This is a genomic window from Bradyrhizobium sp. STM 3562 (assembly GCF_045571435.1).
Classification (GTDB): Bacteria; Pseudomonadota; Alphaproteobacteria; order Rhizobiales; family Xanthobacteraceae; genus Bradyrhizobium.
This window is the reverse complement of the sequence record NZ_CP120694.1, coordinates 2,120,567-2,136,931: the sequence shown is the minus strand read 5'-3', so window position 1 is coordinate 2,136,931 and position 16,365 is coordinate 2,120,567. Positions and strand designations below refer to the sequence as shown.

15 protein-coding genes and 2 pseudogenes are annotated in these 16,365 nt (G+C 61.2%); 3 read left to right on the top strand and 14 right to left on the bottom strand.

Going from position 1 to position 16,365, the window contains the following annotated elements; all coding sequences use genetic code 11:
- Positions 1–159: 159 nt before the first annotated feature.
- The 6 genes and pseudogenes from P6U23_RS09890 to P6U23_RS09865 form a co-directional block, all read right to left on the bottom strand.
- On the bottom strand, positions 160–393 hold the full coding sequence (locus tag P6U23_RS09890; RefSeq protein ID WP_407179434.1) for a hypothetical protein: 234 nt from the start codon (positions 391–393) through the stop codon (positions 160–162).
- A gap of 187 nt (positions 394–580) precedes the next feature.
- Positions 581–997, bottom strand: a complete 417-nt coding sequence (locus tag P6U23_RS09885; RefSeq protein WP_407179432.1) for a phasin — start codon at positions 995–997, stop codon at positions 581–583.
- Between the two features lie 356 nt (positions 998–1,353).
- Entirely contained in the window at positions 1,354–1,704 is a 351-nt protein-coding gene (locus tag P6U23_RS09880; protein ID WP_407179431.1) for a hypothetical protein, read from the bottom strand.
- 861 nt (positions 1,705–2,565) lie between these two features.
- Positions 2,566–2,814 (bottom strand): annotated as a pseudogene (locus P6U23_RS09875) (IS110 family transposase); the annotation flags it as partial.
- A 343-nt stretch (positions 2,815–3,157) separates the two neighbouring features.
- Entirely contained in the window at positions 3,158–3,547 is a 390-nt protein-coding gene (locus P6U23_RS09870) for a type II toxin-antitoxin system VapC family toxin (protein WP_407179429.1), read from the bottom strand.
- Positions 3,528–3,809 (bottom strand): AbrB/MazE/SpoVT family DNA-binding domain-containing protein, encoded by a 282-nt coding sequence (locus tag P6U23_RS09865; protein WP_407179427.1) that lies wholly within the window; start codon positions 3,807–3,809, stop codon positions 3,528–3,530. Before P6U23_RS09865 ends, P6U23_RS09870 begins: the two co-directional genes overlap by 20 nt.
- 462 nt (positions 3,810–4,271) lie before the next feature.
- Between P6U23_RS09865 and P6U23_RS09860 the strand changes: the two are divergent.
- Positions 4,272–4,442, top strand: a pseudogene (locus tag P6U23_RS09860) (transposase); the annotation flags it as partial.
- Positions 4,443–4,657: 215 nt separating this feature from the next.
- Here P6U23_RS09860 and P6U23_RS09855 read toward each other — a convergent pair.
- Complete coding sequence (locus P6U23_RS09855; RefSeq protein ID WP_407179425.1) at positions 4,658–5,440, bottom strand: enoyl-CoA hydratase/isomerase family protein; 783 nt, start codon at positions 5,438–5,440, stop codon at positions 4,658–4,660.
- A 300-nt stretch (positions 5,441–5,740) separates the two neighbouring features.
- On the opposite strand from P6U23_RS09855, the gene P6U23_RS09850 reads away from it, so the two are divergent.
- The gene (locus P6U23_RS09850) at positions 5,741–6,496 is read left to right on the top strand and encodes a hypothetical protein (protein WP_407179424.1); all 756 of its coding nucleotides are present in this window, start codon (positions 5,741–5,743) and stop codon (positions 6,494–6,496) included.
- 230 nt (positions 6,497–6,726) lie between these two features.
- A complete protein-coding gene (locus P6U23_RS09845) occupies positions 6,727–7,632 on the top strand; it encodes a LysM peptidoglycan-binding domain-containing protein (RefSeq protein WP_407179422.1) in 906 nt (301 codons plus the stop codon).
- 38 nt (positions 7,633–7,670) lie between these two features.
- On the opposite strand, the gene P6U23_RS09840 is transcribed toward P6U23_RS09845, so the two are convergent.
- The 7 genes from P6U23_RS09840 to P6U23_RS09810 all read right to left on the bottom strand — a co-directional run bounded on the left by P6U23_RS09840 (position 7,671) and on the right by P6U23_RS09810 (position 16,347).
- Positions 7,671–8,297 carry a methyltransferase family protein gene (locus tag P6U23_RS09840; RefSeq protein WP_407179421.1) on the bottom strand — a complete coding sequence of 209 codons (627 nt, stop codon included), beginning with the start codon at positions 8,295–8,297 and terminating at the stop codon, positions 7,671–7,673.
- Positions 8,290–9,294 (bottom strand): NAD-dependent epimerase/dehydratase family protein, encoded by a 1,005-nt coding sequence (locus P6U23_RS09835; protein ID WP_407179420.1) that lies wholly within the window; start codon positions 9,292–9,294, stop codon positions 8,290–8,292. The genes P6U23_RS09840 and P6U23_RS09835 overlap by 8 nt, the downstream gene beginning before the upstream one ends.
- 20 nt (positions 9,295–9,314) lie before the next feature.
- On the bottom strand, positions 9,315–9,833 hold the full coding sequence (locus tag P6U23_RS09830) for a DUF962 domain-containing protein (protein WP_407179419.1): 519 nt from the start codon (positions 9,831–9,833) through the stop codon (positions 9,315–9,317).
- 427 nt (positions 9,834–10,260) lie between these two features.
- Complete coding sequence (locus P6U23_RS09825; RefSeq protein ID WP_407179417.1) at positions 10,261–12,366, bottom strand: molybdopterin-dependent oxidoreductase; 2,106 nt, start codon at positions 12,364–12,366, stop codon at positions 10,261–10,263.
- A gap of 86 nt (positions 12,367–12,452) precedes the next feature.
- Positions 12,453–13,205: a 3-oxoacyl-ACP reductase FabG gene (fabG, locus tag P6U23_RS09820; RefSeq protein WP_407179415.1), complete on the bottom strand. Its 753-nt coding sequence runs from the start codon at positions 13,203–13,205 to the stop codon at positions 12,453–12,455.
- Between the two features lie 278 nt (positions 13,206–13,483).
- Positions 13,484–14,530 carry a substrate-binding domain-containing protein gene (locus P6U23_RS09815; protein WP_407179414.1) on the bottom strand — a complete coding sequence of 349 codons (1,047 nt, stop codon included), beginning with the start codon at positions 14,528–14,530 and terminating at the stop codon, positions 13,484–13,486.
- 359 nt (positions 14,531–14,889) lie between these two features.
- Entirely contained in the window at positions 14,890–16,347 is a 1,458-nt protein-coding gene (locus P6U23_RS09810) for a DUF5939 domain-containing protein (protein WP_407179413.1), read from the bottom strand.
- Between the last annotated feature and the right edge of the window lie 18 nt (positions 16,348–16,365).

Sequence of the window (16,365 nt, the reverse complement as noted above, 5' to 3'; positions counted from 1 at the left end):
GGCGAGATCGCGCAGCTCCCTGGCGACCTCCCGTAGCTCGTTGCGTTCGGGGCCTGGCTTGAGCCGCCGTGCTTGGCGAAGAAAGTCCATGGCCTGAAGCAGCAAGGGGGAGGCTTCGCTGCGTCTTTGCATTTGCGCCATGATGTCCCTCCGCTGGGATTATTGTGAGCTGCGTCGATGAACGGGCCAGACGGCCCGGTCGCGAAGCTGTGCCGCGGCAACCGGCTCGTGGACCCAGGCCTCCGTCGCGAACCAGGTATGATCGGCGTTGCAGATGGCGCAGCGCGTGCGCGCAAAAAACACCGGGCTGCGTAAAAAGCTGTCGCGATCGGTTTTGATGCCGGTGGGGATTGCACGCCCGGTCTCCGGGCACTCGATCATAACCATACCCATTCCACCCTCCTTGGGAATTTCCTGAAGCAAAAAGATCTGGCCGGCTGGAACGCGCCTGTTATCTCGGTGCGGTGATTGGGGGGTCGCACCTGTTATTGTTTATCGAGCAGTGTGGGATGCTCGGTGGCTTATTCCAGCCGGCCAGACGCCCTCTTGAGCGAAGCTCGAGCGCGGACTAGCGGCTGCGTCAGCTCGCCTGCTGAAATATATTGCCGAAGTGCTTCCTGATCGGCTCGCCCGTATCAGTCGCAAGTTTCTGGGCAAGCTCCCACAATTCCTTGTTCTGGGCGGATGTGGCGTCGAATGCCTTGCGGGCTTGCGTCGCGGACAGCGCCGCGACGTCCGACATCGACTTGCTGCCGAGCAATTGGGAAAAGAAATCGAGCGTGGAGGTGGTATTGACCCTGGAAATCTCCATGACCTTGAGTCCGTAATCCGTCGCGGTCTTGGCATTGCTCGAATAGATTTCACGCATCGCTTCCGCCATTTCTTCGGACGCGGTCTTCATCTTCTCACAGCCTTCCTGTGCACGGGCGACGCCCCGTTCGGCAAGCTCGCCAAACGGACCCGAGAACGCGATTTTCGACAATCCGAATAGCGGCATGGCCGAACCATTCGTTCCGTTCGTTTCGATTTTGCGGTCACTTTCACTCACAGCACTCTATTCCTTCTCAAGCGTGATTATTCCCGGACGCGAGCTGCGCCGCGAGAGTTCCTGGAGGCGGAGGGTTGTCCCGCCTTCCCGTTGATCAGTTTTGGGTGAGTTTTAGCCAACCCCGAGTGCAACTATGTCCGAGACGGCGGTTGTCGTCCGTTCGGTTTGCGACTCTCGCAGAAAAATTTTTTTAAAACTGTCAATACATACAGAGGTCATAATCAACAGAAATTGTTGCGGCGCACAGCACGCCGCACGTTGCCCGGAACAAGCCGGCATAAGTCTGACAGCCATGCCGCTGCGGATCAAACCAGCCGGTGATGCCATCCACTCGTCATTGAGCGCTGCTTCCAGCTCGAGGCGCCTTGCCAATATTCCGGATCGGACACGGAGCGATCGATGCCGTCGGCGGCTGCACCTATTTCAATCCGGAGACCGGACAGGAATTCTCCGGTGTGCTCGGCTTCACCTAGAATTTCAAGAAACCTGATACGCAGCATCAGAGCGGCGTCGACATGCACTTCGACTTGGGCGTTTCGCAACTCCTGAGGAAGCAGGTTCAAGTCGGGCTGGTAGGCTACGTCTAAAAAGAGATTGGCCGCGACCAGCGGCTCAGGCGACCGCGTCGGCTGCTTCCAATCCCAGCCGGCAGGCATCGGCCCGCAGATCGGATCCCGTTTTCCGGTCGGCGACGTGCAGGGCTATCTCAATCTCGGATCCATTCTACTGCCGATGGCAATTCTCTGCGCCGTGGTTGCGTCGTAGCCGGGCAAGCCCGAACAGGAGTTTTCAGAGCGGCTTGCCGCTGGGCTCGGGCTGATCGGAGCCAGCCGGTGTAGCCTCCTCCATCGCACATTCGCGCCAGACCGGAGAGGTGCAGCTCGTCGGCCACGCTCCCACGCAAGCTTCAGATTCTTGCGTGAGTATACCTTGTCCACCAAAGAGTGGACCTTCTGCTTCTGACCTTCGAGGACCAGATGATCGGATAGTCTCCTCGAAGCGTGACGTTCGGGTTTTTCACAAAGGGAATTTTCCATCTTCACGCTTCTTGCTCATCTATCTCGACGTATCCTGCCTCGATCCTTTCACGAACGTCCTTCCCCGGACCACTCTCGATCCGCCATTGCTGGTCACGCGAGTTGTTCGTCTCGCGCTTCAGGTACTATTACGTTCTCCGACTCCTGCCTGTGCATCACTTCCCATTTCGCTTCCGCTTATAGGGTTGCTTGCCCGGTTGCTGGCCGGGACACAGGCAGGTCTCCTGGGGTCACGCATGAATCTTCCGTATCGTGCCGTCAGCAAACACCTTGGTACGATGGCATCGTAATTTTCGAGGCGTGCTCAGGCTTCACTCACGTTACGGCCCGCTGGATTGCTCGGCCGCCAAAAGCGGCCTTTGTCACGAGGCTTCGATCCGTCCGATTGCTCGTCCAAACCGCTCGTCAGCTACCAGATCAATCGACAACTCTCTGGGTGGATCCTTCCTCCACTGGTGATGCGCGCCGTCGTGGCGCACCGAACGGCTTTACATAGGTGGGCGGGATTAGCCGAACTTCATGGCCAAGCTGCGTGAGCTGACGAGCCCAGTGATGGGCTCCGCCACATGCCTCCAGTGCTACCTTGCAACTCGGCTGCGCTGCGAAGAAATGTAGCAGCTTTGCTCGGCTAATCTTCTTGCTGAACACCGCTCGACCACGCTCATCCGCCCCGTGAACGTGAAAAACATGCTTGGCGATATGCAGACCGATTGTCATAACCTCTGACACGGACGCCTCCCTTAGTGGTGCTAAACACCTCCACTTTTGCACATCGATGCCGTCGGCGGGGCGTCCATCCCAATCATAAGGTGGTTGGTTGTGTCCCGTGGCACGCCTGATGTCTGCTTGTCCGCCGACAGCGGGCAATAGCGGATCTCGCTGGAGGTCGCGAAGGGCCCAGGAGCGAACCTCGGCCATTCAGGTACAAGGGCCATTCGGAATTTCGTGTCGAAACATCGGGCGTCAGCCAAACCGCCGGTTGACATTGTAGCGTGCGCGCTGGGTGTCCTCGGCGACTGGCATTCTGATCTCAGTCAGGTACGCCCTATATCAGCTGTGCGCCTGCGCGTTGTCAGGGCGCTCGCACCTTGATGCCGCCGAGGGCGTTGGCGGCTCTGGTGAAGTCCTGGTCAAAGCTGATGAAGGCCTCACAGCTTTCCGCCTTGGCCAGATGCAGGCCATCCGCAAAGTCCACGCCCTGCCGCATCCAGCCCAACGCCTTTGCCGCGGCGGTCGCATCTTCCAGATTCGCGCGCGGCAGCCCCGCGAAATCGGAGAGGGCCTTGGCACACTGGACAGCAGAAAACCCATAGACGCTCCGCAGCACCCACTCGGTCTCTAGCAGGACTGTGGTGCAGACGAAGACGTCATTGTTGTCGATCAGCCTGCGTGCCCGGGCAGCCTGTCCGGGATCGTCGCCCACCAGATAGCGCACGATGAGATTAGTATCGATTGCGAGCATGCCGCCGTTTCGCCTCGGCGGCGATCCCCGCCTCCATATCCGCGATCGACTTTGCCGGCCCCTTATATTGCAGGGAGCCGAATACGTCTTTCGGTCGGGTGGGTGCAAAGGCGGGCTTCGCCTTCAGCAATACGCCCTCGGGAGTATCCTCCACCACCAGTTCCGTTCCAGCAGGCCAGTGCCGCTGTTCCCGGATCGCCTTGGGCAGGATCACCTGGCCCTTGGTCGAGATGGTGGTGGTCAGTTTCTGTTTGGCCGGCATGGTGCCTTCATCGGTAAGACAAAAGTAAGATAGCGAAGCTTGGCCCGAATGGCAACACCCCATCTATGGCGCGACCCTGAGCTGACATGCAGCCGTGCTCGAACAGGAGGAGCTATCGATGATGTAGCTCAGTCTGCCTGCCGAGGTCTGCGAAGAGGATGAGACAAGGATGGAGATCGGTCTTCCCGCGCACGCGAATACCGGCGACCCGAACGGCTCGTTGACGCCTGTCCGCTAATGACGTCGCACGCGCGCTGATATCGATGATGGCCCGGAGCACAACGCGCTGCAAACCGCAGGCCGGATACATTGATGCAACACCGAATCTGCCGGATCGATCAAACGTTTTGCAACGCACGGCCGGACCATATATTTGATAGCGACCAGACCTCTCCTTAGCGAGCCAAGTTGAGCCCGGACGCCAAGCCCTGACTTAAGCCCCCGAAATCGAGGGGGCGAATCATGCGCTACGAACTCACTGACGAAGGGTGGGCGCCATCAACCCAATGCTGCCGAATAAGCCGCGCGGCGTACCACGGGTGAATGATCGTCGTGTCCTCAGTGGCATCTTCCGGGTCTTGCGATCCGGGGCGGCCCGACTTGCCCGACACCTTCGGCCCGTATACGACCTGCTAGTTTCGCGGCAGGGCCATGGGTGCAGCCAGCCTTCCCTGCGCCCTTTGCTCTCGAGTGACGTTGGTTTCTTCGCAAAGCTCGGGCGCAGCGAGAATGCGGGTTCATGCGCGATGGACGTCACTGCAAGGAGCAGAAGCGACGAGACAGTCCAGGGCCCTTGCCTAACAGTGGATTGCTTCGCGAGCGCCCGCAACGATGCCTCTCGCTCAAAACTACTTCCCCGTCCACACCGGCTTGCGCTTTTCCGCGAAGGCTTTCAGCCCTTCCCTGGCGTCTTCGGTCATCGCAAGCAGCGCGATCTGGCTTTCGGTGTAGGCGATGCTCTCATCGAACGACATCGCGGCAATCGCGCGCATCGCATACTTGCCGCGGCGGATCGCCGTCGGCGACTTGTCGACGATGCGGCCGATCAGCCATTCGACCTTGGCATCGAGCTCGGCCGCCGGTACCACATAGTTGAGCAGGCCCGCGGCTTGCGCCGCGTTTGCGTCGAACGGCTCACCCGTCAGCGCCCACTCGTTCACAAGCCGCGGCGGCGCCATCGACTGCAGCAGACTCATCACCTGCATCGGAAACACGCCGACCTTGACCTCGGGCAAGCCGAAGATCGCATGATCGGCCGCGATTGCCATATCGGTCATGCAGAGCAGCCCCATGCCGCCGGCCATGCACACGCCGCCGACACGCGCGATCGCGGGTTTCGTCGCGTTCTGCGACAGCCTGAGCAGGTCGGCGTAATCGACATTCGGCCTGGAAAAATCCATCGAGAACGCGGCACCGGAGTTCTGCAGATCGGCGCCGGCGCAAAAGGCCTTTTCTCCGGCGCCGGTCAACACGATGACGCGCACGCTCTTGTCCTCATGGGCATCGCGATAGCCCTTCGCGATGCCCGCGATCACATCTGCGTTAAGCGCGTTGCGCTTCTCCGGTCGGTTGATCGTGATCCAGAACGCTTGTCCGCGCTTTTCCAGGATGACGCTGCTATTTTCGCTCATCGAACGGCCTGCTTTCTTTTTCCTCGCGCAACCATTTGCGCCGGCAGCGTAGCCAATCGCAAGGGCACAGTCTTGCGTCAGAGCCGCGGACGCCCTGCCCGGCAAACGAACATTCGCAGCCTCATCAATGGGTTGGCCAGTGAGCTCGGGATGCTGAAAGGCCAGCCCTGGAACCTGCCGGCGTGTTGCAGGAGAGCCGCGCCTGGCCAGAAAGTGAGCCGGCCGGACCGTCCTCTATTGCGGATGCGAATGCGGGAATCCTATACCCTGTACAAACAGTGCGTATCGGCAGAGGCATCCATGACATCGAATAGCGGCAATGTGGCGCGTTTCGGCGGATTTCCGTCGCTGGCTGCGCTGGGGGTCGGCCGGTTCAAGGCCGCGCTGCTTGCGCTTCTCCTGGTGACGATGCCGATGGCGTCGGCTCGGGTCGTCCATGCCGCGCCGGCGGCGCCGCCCAGCGCGCACGTCTATCTGATGCGCGGGGTCCTCAACATTTTCTCACTGGGCATGGACCAGATCGCCAGCCGCCTGCAGCAGCAGGGCATCCCCGCCAGCGTCCACAATCATATGCTCTGGGCCTCGGTCGCCGATGACGCCGCCGCCGAATATCGCAGTGGGCGCGCGAAGGTGATCATCCTGGTCGGCCATTCCTCTGGCGCGACCTGCCTGCCGGACATGGTCGCGCGGCTGAGTGCGCAGGGCGTGCCGGTGAAGCTCGCGATCGGGCTCGATTCGGTCTTCCACACCAGCCTGTCCGGGCGTGTGGGAAAATACATCAACTTCTACGTCGCCAATGGCGCCGGCACCCGTGTGGACAGAGCTCAGAATTTCCAGGGGACGCTTGAGAATGTGGACGTCGAGAGCGTGCCTGGTGTCGGCCATCTGACGATCGACAAGAACGAGCTGATTCAGCAGAAGGTGATCGCGGCCATCGACGCGGCGGTGGCGAGCGGCCCGAGCGTGACACCGACAACGAGGCCTGCGGTGCGGAAACTGGCGCCCGGCGTCGCCCCACAAGCATCTGGACCCAGGCGCGCGGCTGCGGCCAACTGATTGAGGTTGCCGGCGCGCCGACCCGGCCTTGGAAGGTGCCTCAAATTCCGCCCATTCGTTTGCGATGCATTGAAAATGCGCCCGATGAGGCGCCTCGGCGTCGCCGGCGCCAAGAGCCGCGAATGTGGGGGGCCGTGAGAGCTGAACCGAGAAGCCCAAAGCGGGTCGCAAGCCTCCTGGCGGGCGTAACGGTGCTTGCCTGTTTGTTGGGCACGCACGCGCAACAGGTGATGGCCCGCCCGATCAAGCAGGCCGTCACGCAAGGGACCGAAGGTCGATCACAGCCGCAGGCGAAAGGCGCGGTTTCGGCGGCAGCGGTTGCGCCGTCCGCGAGCGGGTCCTTGCCGGTCGTCCCGCGCGGACGCGCCTACGTGTTTCGCGGCGCCTTGGGGCCGATCTTCTCGACCGGCATGGACCGCTTGACCGAGAAGATCGAGCGCGCCGGCATCCCGGCCACGACCTATGAGTTCACGCTGTGCCCGCTGATCGCCTCAAAGGCGATCGAGAGCTACCGACAGGATCCTGCGCCGATCATCCTGATCGGCCATTCCATGGGCGGACGCTGCGCGCTACAGTTCTCTGAAAAGCTCCAGGAGGAGGGCATTCCGGTCAGCCTGGTCGTCACCATCGACCCGGCCCATTTGAGCCCGGACGTGCCCGCCAATGTCGAGCGCTTCATCAATATCTACTTGTCCAAGAACGTGCTCGGCGGCGGCGACATCAAACCGGTTGCGGGTTTTCCGGGACATTATGCGAGCTACGACGTCGAACAGCACGACGAGATCTCGCACATCACGATCGACAAGGTTGATGCGATCCATCAGCAGCTTGTGACCAAGATCCTGCAACTCACGGCAACGCCAGCAAAAACGGGCGATGAGATCTTGCCGCTTCGCTATGCCGTTCCGCCCAAGCAGGAGATCGAGCTGTGGGACAGCGGCATGGCGGTCGCGGCACGTCCGGGCGATACGCTGCAGGCGCTAGCCGTCCAGTATCACCTGCCGCTGTGGGCCCTCACCCAGGTCAACCCGATGGCGGCTGATCTGCCGCTCGTTCCCGGCCAGCGCGTCACGGTGCCGCGCCATCTCGAACCGCCGGTCACTACCGCTGCCGCACCGATATCCTCGGGCCGGTAACTGATGTTACTGACGGTGCCGAGCTGGCCAGCGGGTGCTTACGAGCGGCGCAGGAACGGCACGATCATCGGGACGCGGCGACTGTAGTTTCGGTACGCCTCTTGGCCCAGTTCGATGGACAAAAAGCCTTCTTCCATCCGCGCCTTCTGCCATTCTCCAAAACAGACGAACAGCGCGCCGAGCAGCGCGGGCCACGTCGCGACCGCAAGGCCCGTCGCGAGCATGCCGACGATGAGCCCGGTGTAGATCGGATGGCGCACCATTCCGTAAGGACCGGTATCGATGATCCGATGCCCTTCCTTATGGGTGATGGCATTGGACCAGAAGCGGCCAAGATGGATCCGCGCCCACCAGGTGAAGGAGATGCCGAACAAGGTCACCAGCGCAAGCACGTAGGTGCCAAAGGTGCCTGGATTGTAGAGCGGCTTCGCTCCGAGGACCTGCGCAGTCAAAGGCATCAGCAAAATCGCGCCGAGCAGGATCGGCAGCCGATAGACCCAGGAATCCCAGGTCCGCACATGTGTCTTGGTCCGGCCCGACCAGAACGAGGCAACCACCCAGCTCACGACCCAAGCAAGCCAAATCAGCGCCAGCAATTTGGTAGGCCAAGTGACGATCCAGCCGCTCAACAGCGCATCGCTGATATCGCCCAAACTGCTAAGCATGCTTCAAGACCTCGCTAACGGGTGCAGCCATCATGCGAGCGATCGTCTCATGCAGGACCGGCTCGACCGGACGGGGTGCATAACCGAGTTCACGCCGCGCCTTCTCGATCGACAGCGCGCTCGCCCGCCGCGCGATGCGGACCCCTTCGACGGTCGCCGCAGGGGTACGGCGGGTCAGATAATTCGCATTGAACTCTATCACGGATGCCGCCAACTCCGCGAGTCGGCCCGGTATAGGAATAAACAGCTTACGACGGCCGCTGACGGATGCCATCAGAGCCAAGACCTGCCCGAGTGGAATGGAATCGCCACCGAGGACGTAGCGGTTCCCCACCCGCCCCTTGTCCATCGCGAGAATAAGGCCGTGCGCGACGTCGCGCACATCCACCAGGTTCACGATGAAATCCAGATAGATTCGCACCGGCCCGCCGCCGAGGAAATGCCGCAGCATCGCCGTTGGCGGCGTGTGGTTATGATCGTGCGTGCCGATCGGCATGGTGGGGCAACCGACGACAACCGGAAAGCCCGACGCCGCCGCCTGCAGCGCCAACCTGTCCGCGAGCATCTTGGAGCGCGTGTAAGGGCCCGGCATTTCGTCGACCGAAAGCTCGGCATTCTCCGCTGCGGGCTGCCCCGGTTTGGAGCTACGGAACAGGATCGATTCGGTCGAGCAGTGCAGAAAGCGGGCGACGTCGCGCTTCCGCGCGGCGGTGAGCACGTTTTCGGTCCCCTTGAAATTGATGGCGTAGAATTCGTCCCGATCGCGCTTCCACATCCCCGGGTGTCCGGCCAGATGATAGACCTCGCCGACGTCCCTCATGACCTCCCGAACGAGGCCCTGATCGAGCACCGAGCCCTCGACATAGTCCACGCCCGGCATCGGGCGGGTGGGCAGGCGGACATCGAGCACGCGCACGCTGTGGCCAGCACCGACAAGTTCGGAGACCAAATGCTGGCCAATAAAGCCGCTACCGCCAGTGACGAGAATGCGTGTCATGAAGCAGAATTCGGCGCGTCTCAGCGATTGGCCTGAGCCGGCTCAGGCACCGGTCCGATGATGGCTGCGAGATCGTGTCGGAAACCGAACGCGATGAACAATTTGGCCATAACAAACATCGGGCCGAGCAAAAAATGCACGGGATGATCGCCCATCGACGGCTTCCGCCGCTCGAAGACCTTATGGCCGACGACTTGAGCTGTGACGCCGCACACCGCCAAGACCACCGCAAGCGTCCACACGCCGGCGACGCCCACATTGGCCACAATGGCCGAGGCGGTCGACAATAACAGAACGGCCGCCGCGACGATCGCCAGTCCAAGCGGAGGATCAAGTGCCAACCAGTAAATCAGGACGGGCAGCGCCAGCAGCGTGGCCAGCGTGATATGGCCATCGAACCCCGGAATGGGCACCATCGTCAGCGGAAGGACCGCGGCAAGGAAAAGGAAGATGATACCAAACACATGAGCCGCGCAGTTCCTGGGATCACGGTGATATTCAACGTAATCGGCAAGCTGATGCCGGAAATAGGCGGTCATGCGAACCCCTCTTTCGGTTAGAGACGCGAAGATGCGGTCGGGCGATTGGCCACAACGACAGCACATTTCAGCATCTTCACGGGTCTCCGGCGAGAAAGCCCTGCTACTTAAGCTACTCCTCCCGCCGATGTCAAAATGGGTGGTTATGCGATCCTGAGAAAAAGGCAAGCAAGAAACAAAAGTGCAACCTAGTCCAGACCGTCGACAAGAACAATCGGCGTACCCCTCAGACAAAGGCCGTGAAACAGGCCTCTTTGCAACAGTTTAGCGAATCGGACGAGCGAGAGTGTGTGGGCAATTAAGGCGGCCATTTTGACGCTTATGGACCGAAAGTGTGGCGCATGGGCCATGCGCATCTTCGCCGCATCATGATGCGGCCTATTGCCCGCTGAAACAATGCCACACCCACTCCAGCCGCCGCCTTTGCTCAATTCCCGGCGGTCGCGGCAAGCGCCGCCTTCCTCACCCAAACCTTGTTATCGTGGAAGGCCGCGCCACCGATCGGCGCGACCGCCTCGGCTCCCGTCAATGTGTTGATGCCGCGACCGCCAATATGGTCATGATTCGGATGAATGGATTCCGCGATCAAAACGCCGCGACGCACACCCTCGAACAGCTTTGCGATCAGCGTGGTCTCGCCGCGCGTGTTGCCGAGCGTCACGGCATCGCCGTCGGCGATCCCGAGGGCCGCGGCGTCGCGCGGGTGAATCATCACGGAAGCCCTGCCCTCGCGTGCCTGCGATGAGGGGGTCTCGTTGAATGTCGTGTTGAGGAAACTGCGCGAGGGGCTGGTGGCGAGGCGGAACGGGTGCGCCTCGTCCGCTTCCTCGATGGCTGTCCAGTGATCCGGCAAGGACGGCATCTTGTCCACCTCGCCCATGACCTGGCCGAACAGCGGATGCGCCCAATCAACCCTAAAATGGAATTTCTTGTCGGCATGCGCGAAGCCGTCGAGATAGTGCGAGGTGCGGAAATCCGGCTGCAAGTCTCGCCACATATCCGCTTGCAGATTTTCGATAGCGCCGTGCCCGCTCAGTTTCAGCGTGGCATCGATCAATTGCCGCGGCGTCATCTCGAAGCCGGGATGAACTGCGCCGACCCGCCGGGACAAGCCTTGAAGCACCTCGTGATTGCTGCGGCATTCGCCGGGCGGATCGACCAGTTTCGGGCCGACCGAAATATACTGATGCCCACCGCCGTAATAGAGGTCGTCATGCTCCATGAACATCGTCGCCGGCAACACAATATCGGCCATTTGCGCCGTCTCGGTCATGAACTGCTCGTGCACGGCGACGAACAGATCCTCGCGCGCAAAGCCTCGGCGGACCAGCGTCTGCTCGGGCGCGACCGTCACCGGATTGGTGTTCTGGATCAGCATCGCCTTGACCGGGCCTTTGCCGCGCAGCGCCTGCGCGTCTCCGGTCAGGATGCGCCCGACCTTGGATTGATCGAGCAGGCGAATGTTCGGGTCGATCGCATCGTGTCCCTCGACGATCGCCTCATTGAAGCGCCAGAGCGCCGCATTGTTGAAGAAGGCGCCGCCGCCTTCATGCTGCCAGGCGCCGGTGACCGCCGGGATGCATAGCGCGGCATGCATTTGCGTCGCGCCGTTTCGACTGCGGGTAAAGCCGTAGCCGAGGCGGAAGAAGGTGCGCTTGGTTTGGCCGACGGCGCGTGCGAACGCCTCGATCTCCTCAACCGGCACACCGCAAATCGACGAGGCCCATTCAGGCGTCCGCGTCCGCAAATGCGCCTCGAGCTCGGCGGGACAATCGGTGTAGCGCGCAAGATAGTCGCGATCGGCAAGACCCTCACGGAACAGCACGTGCATGACGCCACAAGCAAACGCGGCATCGGTGCCCGGTCGCAGGATGATCTTGATGTCAGCCTGCTTCATGGTCTCGTTCTCGTAGATGTCGACCGCCGCGATTCTGGCGCCGCGCTCCTTCTTCGCGCGGGCGGCATGCGTCATCACGTTGACCTGGGTGTTTACCGGATTGGTGCCCCAGATCACGATCAGATCCGACACGCCCATCTCGCGCGGATCGACGCCGGCGATCTTTCCGGTTCCCATGGCAAAGCCGATGCGCGCGATGTTGGAGCAGATCGTCGCATAGAAGCGGGAATACTTCTTCACATGGGTGAGGCGGTTGATGCCGTTTTTCATCACGATGCCCATCGTGCCCGCGTAGTAGTAGGGCCAGACGGACTCTGAGCCGAATTCGCGCTCGGCCGCGTTGAAACGATCGGCGATTTCGTCCAGCGCCTCATCCCAGGAGATCCGCGCGAATTGGCCGGAACCCTTCGGGCCTGTCCTGCGCAGCGGATACATCAGCCGCTCGGGGTGATGGATGCGCTCGGCGTAGCGCGCGACCTTCGCGCAAACGACACCCGCCGTGTAGGTCTGCCGCTTGGACCCGCGAACCCGCCCAATGCTTCGCCCATCGATCACCTCGACATCGAGCGCACAGGCCGATGGGCAATCATGCGGACACGTGGAGTGGCGAATGTCGATGCTGGCGTGCTTATTCATGATGCGAATTAGTAGCATCAAAAATCGGAGCAGCCGAGCGCAATTGTCCGGCAGTCCCCGCGCAAAATTCGCACGCAAGCCATGCGTTAACCGGAGAAATAGGCGCCGCCATTGGCATGGATAGCCTGACCCGTGATGTATCGCGCGCCCGGACCGCACAGGAAACGGACGGCCGCGGCGACATCTTCCGGCTTGCCACGCTGGCCCGTCCGCCTTTGATGCGTCAGACGATGCGCCGGTTCCGGCTGATCTTTCGGCCGCGCTGTGCCGATCAACCCCGGAACCACGCAATTGACGGTGATACCGTCGGTGGCAAGTTCGGTTGCGAGCGCGCGGGTGAAGCCGACGATACCGGCCTTGGCCGTGACCACATGGGCGCGGTTGCGGGCTCCGGTATGCGCGCTCAAGCCGCCGATGTTGACGATGCGTCCCGCACCGCTTTGCCGCAGCGCCGCAAGGCAGGCCTTGGTGCAGTGAAAGGCACCGTCGAGCGTCACATCGAGGATCGCGCGCCACTCGACATAGTCCATCTCCGCAAAGGGCTTTTCCCGCCGCAGCGCCGCATTGTTGACGAGGATGTCGATGCGGCCGAAAGCATTGAGGCCCGCTTCCACCATCGCCTGCACAGATTTGGCGTCGGCGACATCGCCGATATGGACCAGCGCCTTGCCGCCGGATGCCTCGATTTCGCGGGCGACTGCGTCAGCTTCATTACGATTGCTGCGCGCACCCACGAGAATTGCGGCACCGGCCTCGGCCAGCGCCAAGGCAATGGCGCGGCCAATGTTGCGCCCCGCGCCGGTGACGATGGCAATCTTGCCGGCCAGTTCTTTGCTCATGCTGCTTCCTTGGTGAGTTTCGCACCAGCGGCGCAGGCTGGCAATCCGCGGAGTTTATCTGCGGTGTTCGGCGCTAGACAATCATCGCGACAACACGGCCTGTGGTTATGGGTCGCGGATCCCGCTCAGCCCCGGACAACGCGGAGCCTGTCATCGGGCGCGCGTTCGCGCGACCCGTTGGCGTTGCCGGGAGTCGCTTGTCCGGGACGAGGTGAGGTCGTTTCTGATGCCTTTTTCAACAAAATCGGCCAAATGCCGACATCCTCACTTGTGACAGATCAATCGAGCGCCAAGGTCAGTCCAAACTCATCCTCATTCATGGGCGCAAAATCATAGCGGGGATAGACGTCCCTTGCCCGGCTGAAGAAGAATTCGTCGAACGCTTTCATGGCATCTGACCGCAGTGGATTGTTGACCCGAGCCAGCGCGATCTGGGTGGAGAAGGGCTCTGCGCCCGGAACGGCAACAAACTCAAAGTGATTCGGGAATATCCGCGCCCAATACGAAACAAGATGATACCACGTGAAGGCCACGTCGGCGTAACCGCGGGCGACCATCTCGGGAAGATCGCGATGCATGATACCAAGGCGACCTGGAAAGTTCACCTCAGCTGCGACGAGAGCATCGGCCGCGGGTTTTCCAAGCAACTCCGCTGTGGCAGCGAGACACTTCGCTCGAACATCGCCGGTGTCCGACAGCGCGACCCGCGTACCTGTACGTGTCACGTCAACCAGGTTATGAATGCCGAGTGGATTACCTTTTCGGACAAGCAGCGCAACTCCGCGATTCTTACAGAAGAAACGCGCCTGACGCTCGATGACGCCCAGCCGATGCAGCTGCCGCAAGGGCTGCGGGTAGCCCATGAAGATATCAGGATAGAAGCCAGACGTACGGCTGACCTCGAGCGAGAGGTTACCAAGCGCAACCCCTCCAGCACCTATCATCTTCACGAGGATGGGCTGAGGCAGGGTGACCAGGATGATGTTGGTTAGATCGAGATTGGCGTATTGCGACTGGGATTTGGCCCATGACGGAAATGTGCCGAGAATGTCGTCACTCGACAACACCATCAGGTGATTGCCTTCGGTAAAGATAACCAAGTCTGCCGGCGCTCCGATCCGACCGATGACGTCAAGCACGGTATCTGCGTGGCCGACGAAAGATGTAACGCCCGCAGGTAGCTTCGTTACAATTGGCCACACAAGCGGCTCAACCGGCGCGTTTGCGCTCGCACTTTGCGCTATCGTTGTTGCCGCTTCTGCATTGCAAGTGCCCAACGCGACAGCACTCAATGTGCTACCCAGGAAGGCGCGGCGTTTCATCATGTCAGCATCCCCGGGCGGCATTGGGTGGGAGCTTAGCATATTCCCGTCAGCCGGCGTTAGGTCCGTTCTCGGTCGAATGCGAAGAACTCGGGGTGAGCAAATCTAATCTGCCATGCTACGTTAAGCGGACCCTCAAGGCAGGTATCCACTTGCTGATGGGCCACGACGCGACATTCACGACGGAGGACGGCAGTCCTCTTTCACGCAGTTCACCATCACCCGTCCCTGAACTTTCTTCTAGCCCAGGCCCGCTTTCAGGGATGGCCGGTAGTGGCGGGGGGCCGTTGTCGGTCAGACGTCCGAAGCACGTTTCGATCAGTACGCTTCGCCTGAGCGGATTGACGCGGCGAACGCTACGATCAGCCGGTGACCCGATAGACTCGCGCCTCGCCCTCGACGCCGCGCAGCGGGGCGCCGAACTCCTCGACATCGTGGCCCACCAGCAGTTTGCGAACACCGGGGGCCGTATAAAGCGCTTCCGTGAGGCAGATTTCGCCAGCGTCGGCGAATGATTGCACCCGCGCAGCAATGTTCACGGTCTGGCCGAAATAGTCGAGATTCTCATTGAGGGTCACAGCGATCGAAGGCCCGCAGTGGGCGCCCATCTTGAGAATGATAGTGGGCGGGCCGTGCTCGTGGTTGAACCGACCGATTTCCTGCAAGATGTTGAGCGCTGCCGCCACGGCATCGACCGGTCGAAAGAACGCTGCCATGACGGCGTCGCCGATGGTCTTAACGATGGCACCGCCATGCCGATGGGCAATTGCGTCGAGTAGCGCGAAATGTTCCCGGACCAGCGCATAAGCGTTGAGATCCCCGAGACGCTCGTAGAGCGCGGTCGAACCCTTCAAGTCCGTGAACAGGAACGTCACCTGCCGGACACCGAGGCCCTCCTCCTCATCCACTCGCTCGGAGCGGAAGAGTTTGCGGAAGGTCTGACGCGTCAGCAGCATGCCGCCCGAGACGTAGGGGTCGAATTCGAGCGTCGGCTTCTCTGGCATGGACACGATTTCGGGAGGCCAATTGATTACGAGCAGCGAACCGCGCGTGGCACCGGTGTTGCTGATCTCGAAGACCGCAGCTCCCGACGGCACGGCCGAAACGGCAGGCGTGAAACGCTGCCCGTCATAGGTGATGCGAATGATCGTCGGAGTGTTCGGCATCTGCACGGTAGTGGGAGCGAGCACGACCTGAAGTGTGAAGCCCGCCTGCGTCTGGACGTTGACGCCTGAGAGTGAGCCGGGCCCAATCTCGGCCTGCAGTGTCGTAGTCAGACCGGATGGCAGATAAGTCATTCCGCGGACCAGGCTGCGCAGGAAATCGACAAATCGGGTTTGTCCGCCGGGCAGCCGTCCGCTGCTGGCGAATTTGAGCTTCCAGTGCAGATCTTCGATCGAGAGATTGTCGATGTCATGCAAAGCGAGGCGCCGGACCTGCGGCGAGACGGAAAAGGAAACCTCGATGAAGTCGTCGAGCTCGGTCTGACCCTCGATATCGCATAGCCCGCAGACGAAATGACTCCGAAGCGCACGGAGCCTCCCGAAACTTTCCAACACCAGGCCCGAGTGGGGGCAGAGAATGTCCCAATGCATGTCGACCAGCCCGGCGCGAGCGGCGTGGAGGAATAGATCGATCGACTCCGGCTCAGCCACACCGCGATCGCGGGCGAACGCCAGCGGATTGGCACGGTAGAGGCTGACCTCGTCGCCGCCGCGGATCAGCGTTTCGAATTTGGAGATGACGCGCGGGCTCCAAGTGCGGGCCTGCTCGATCTGTGTCATCTTGTTTTCGAGAAGCCGTTCGTTAATGGATGTCATCGATCAGCTCCTGACGAT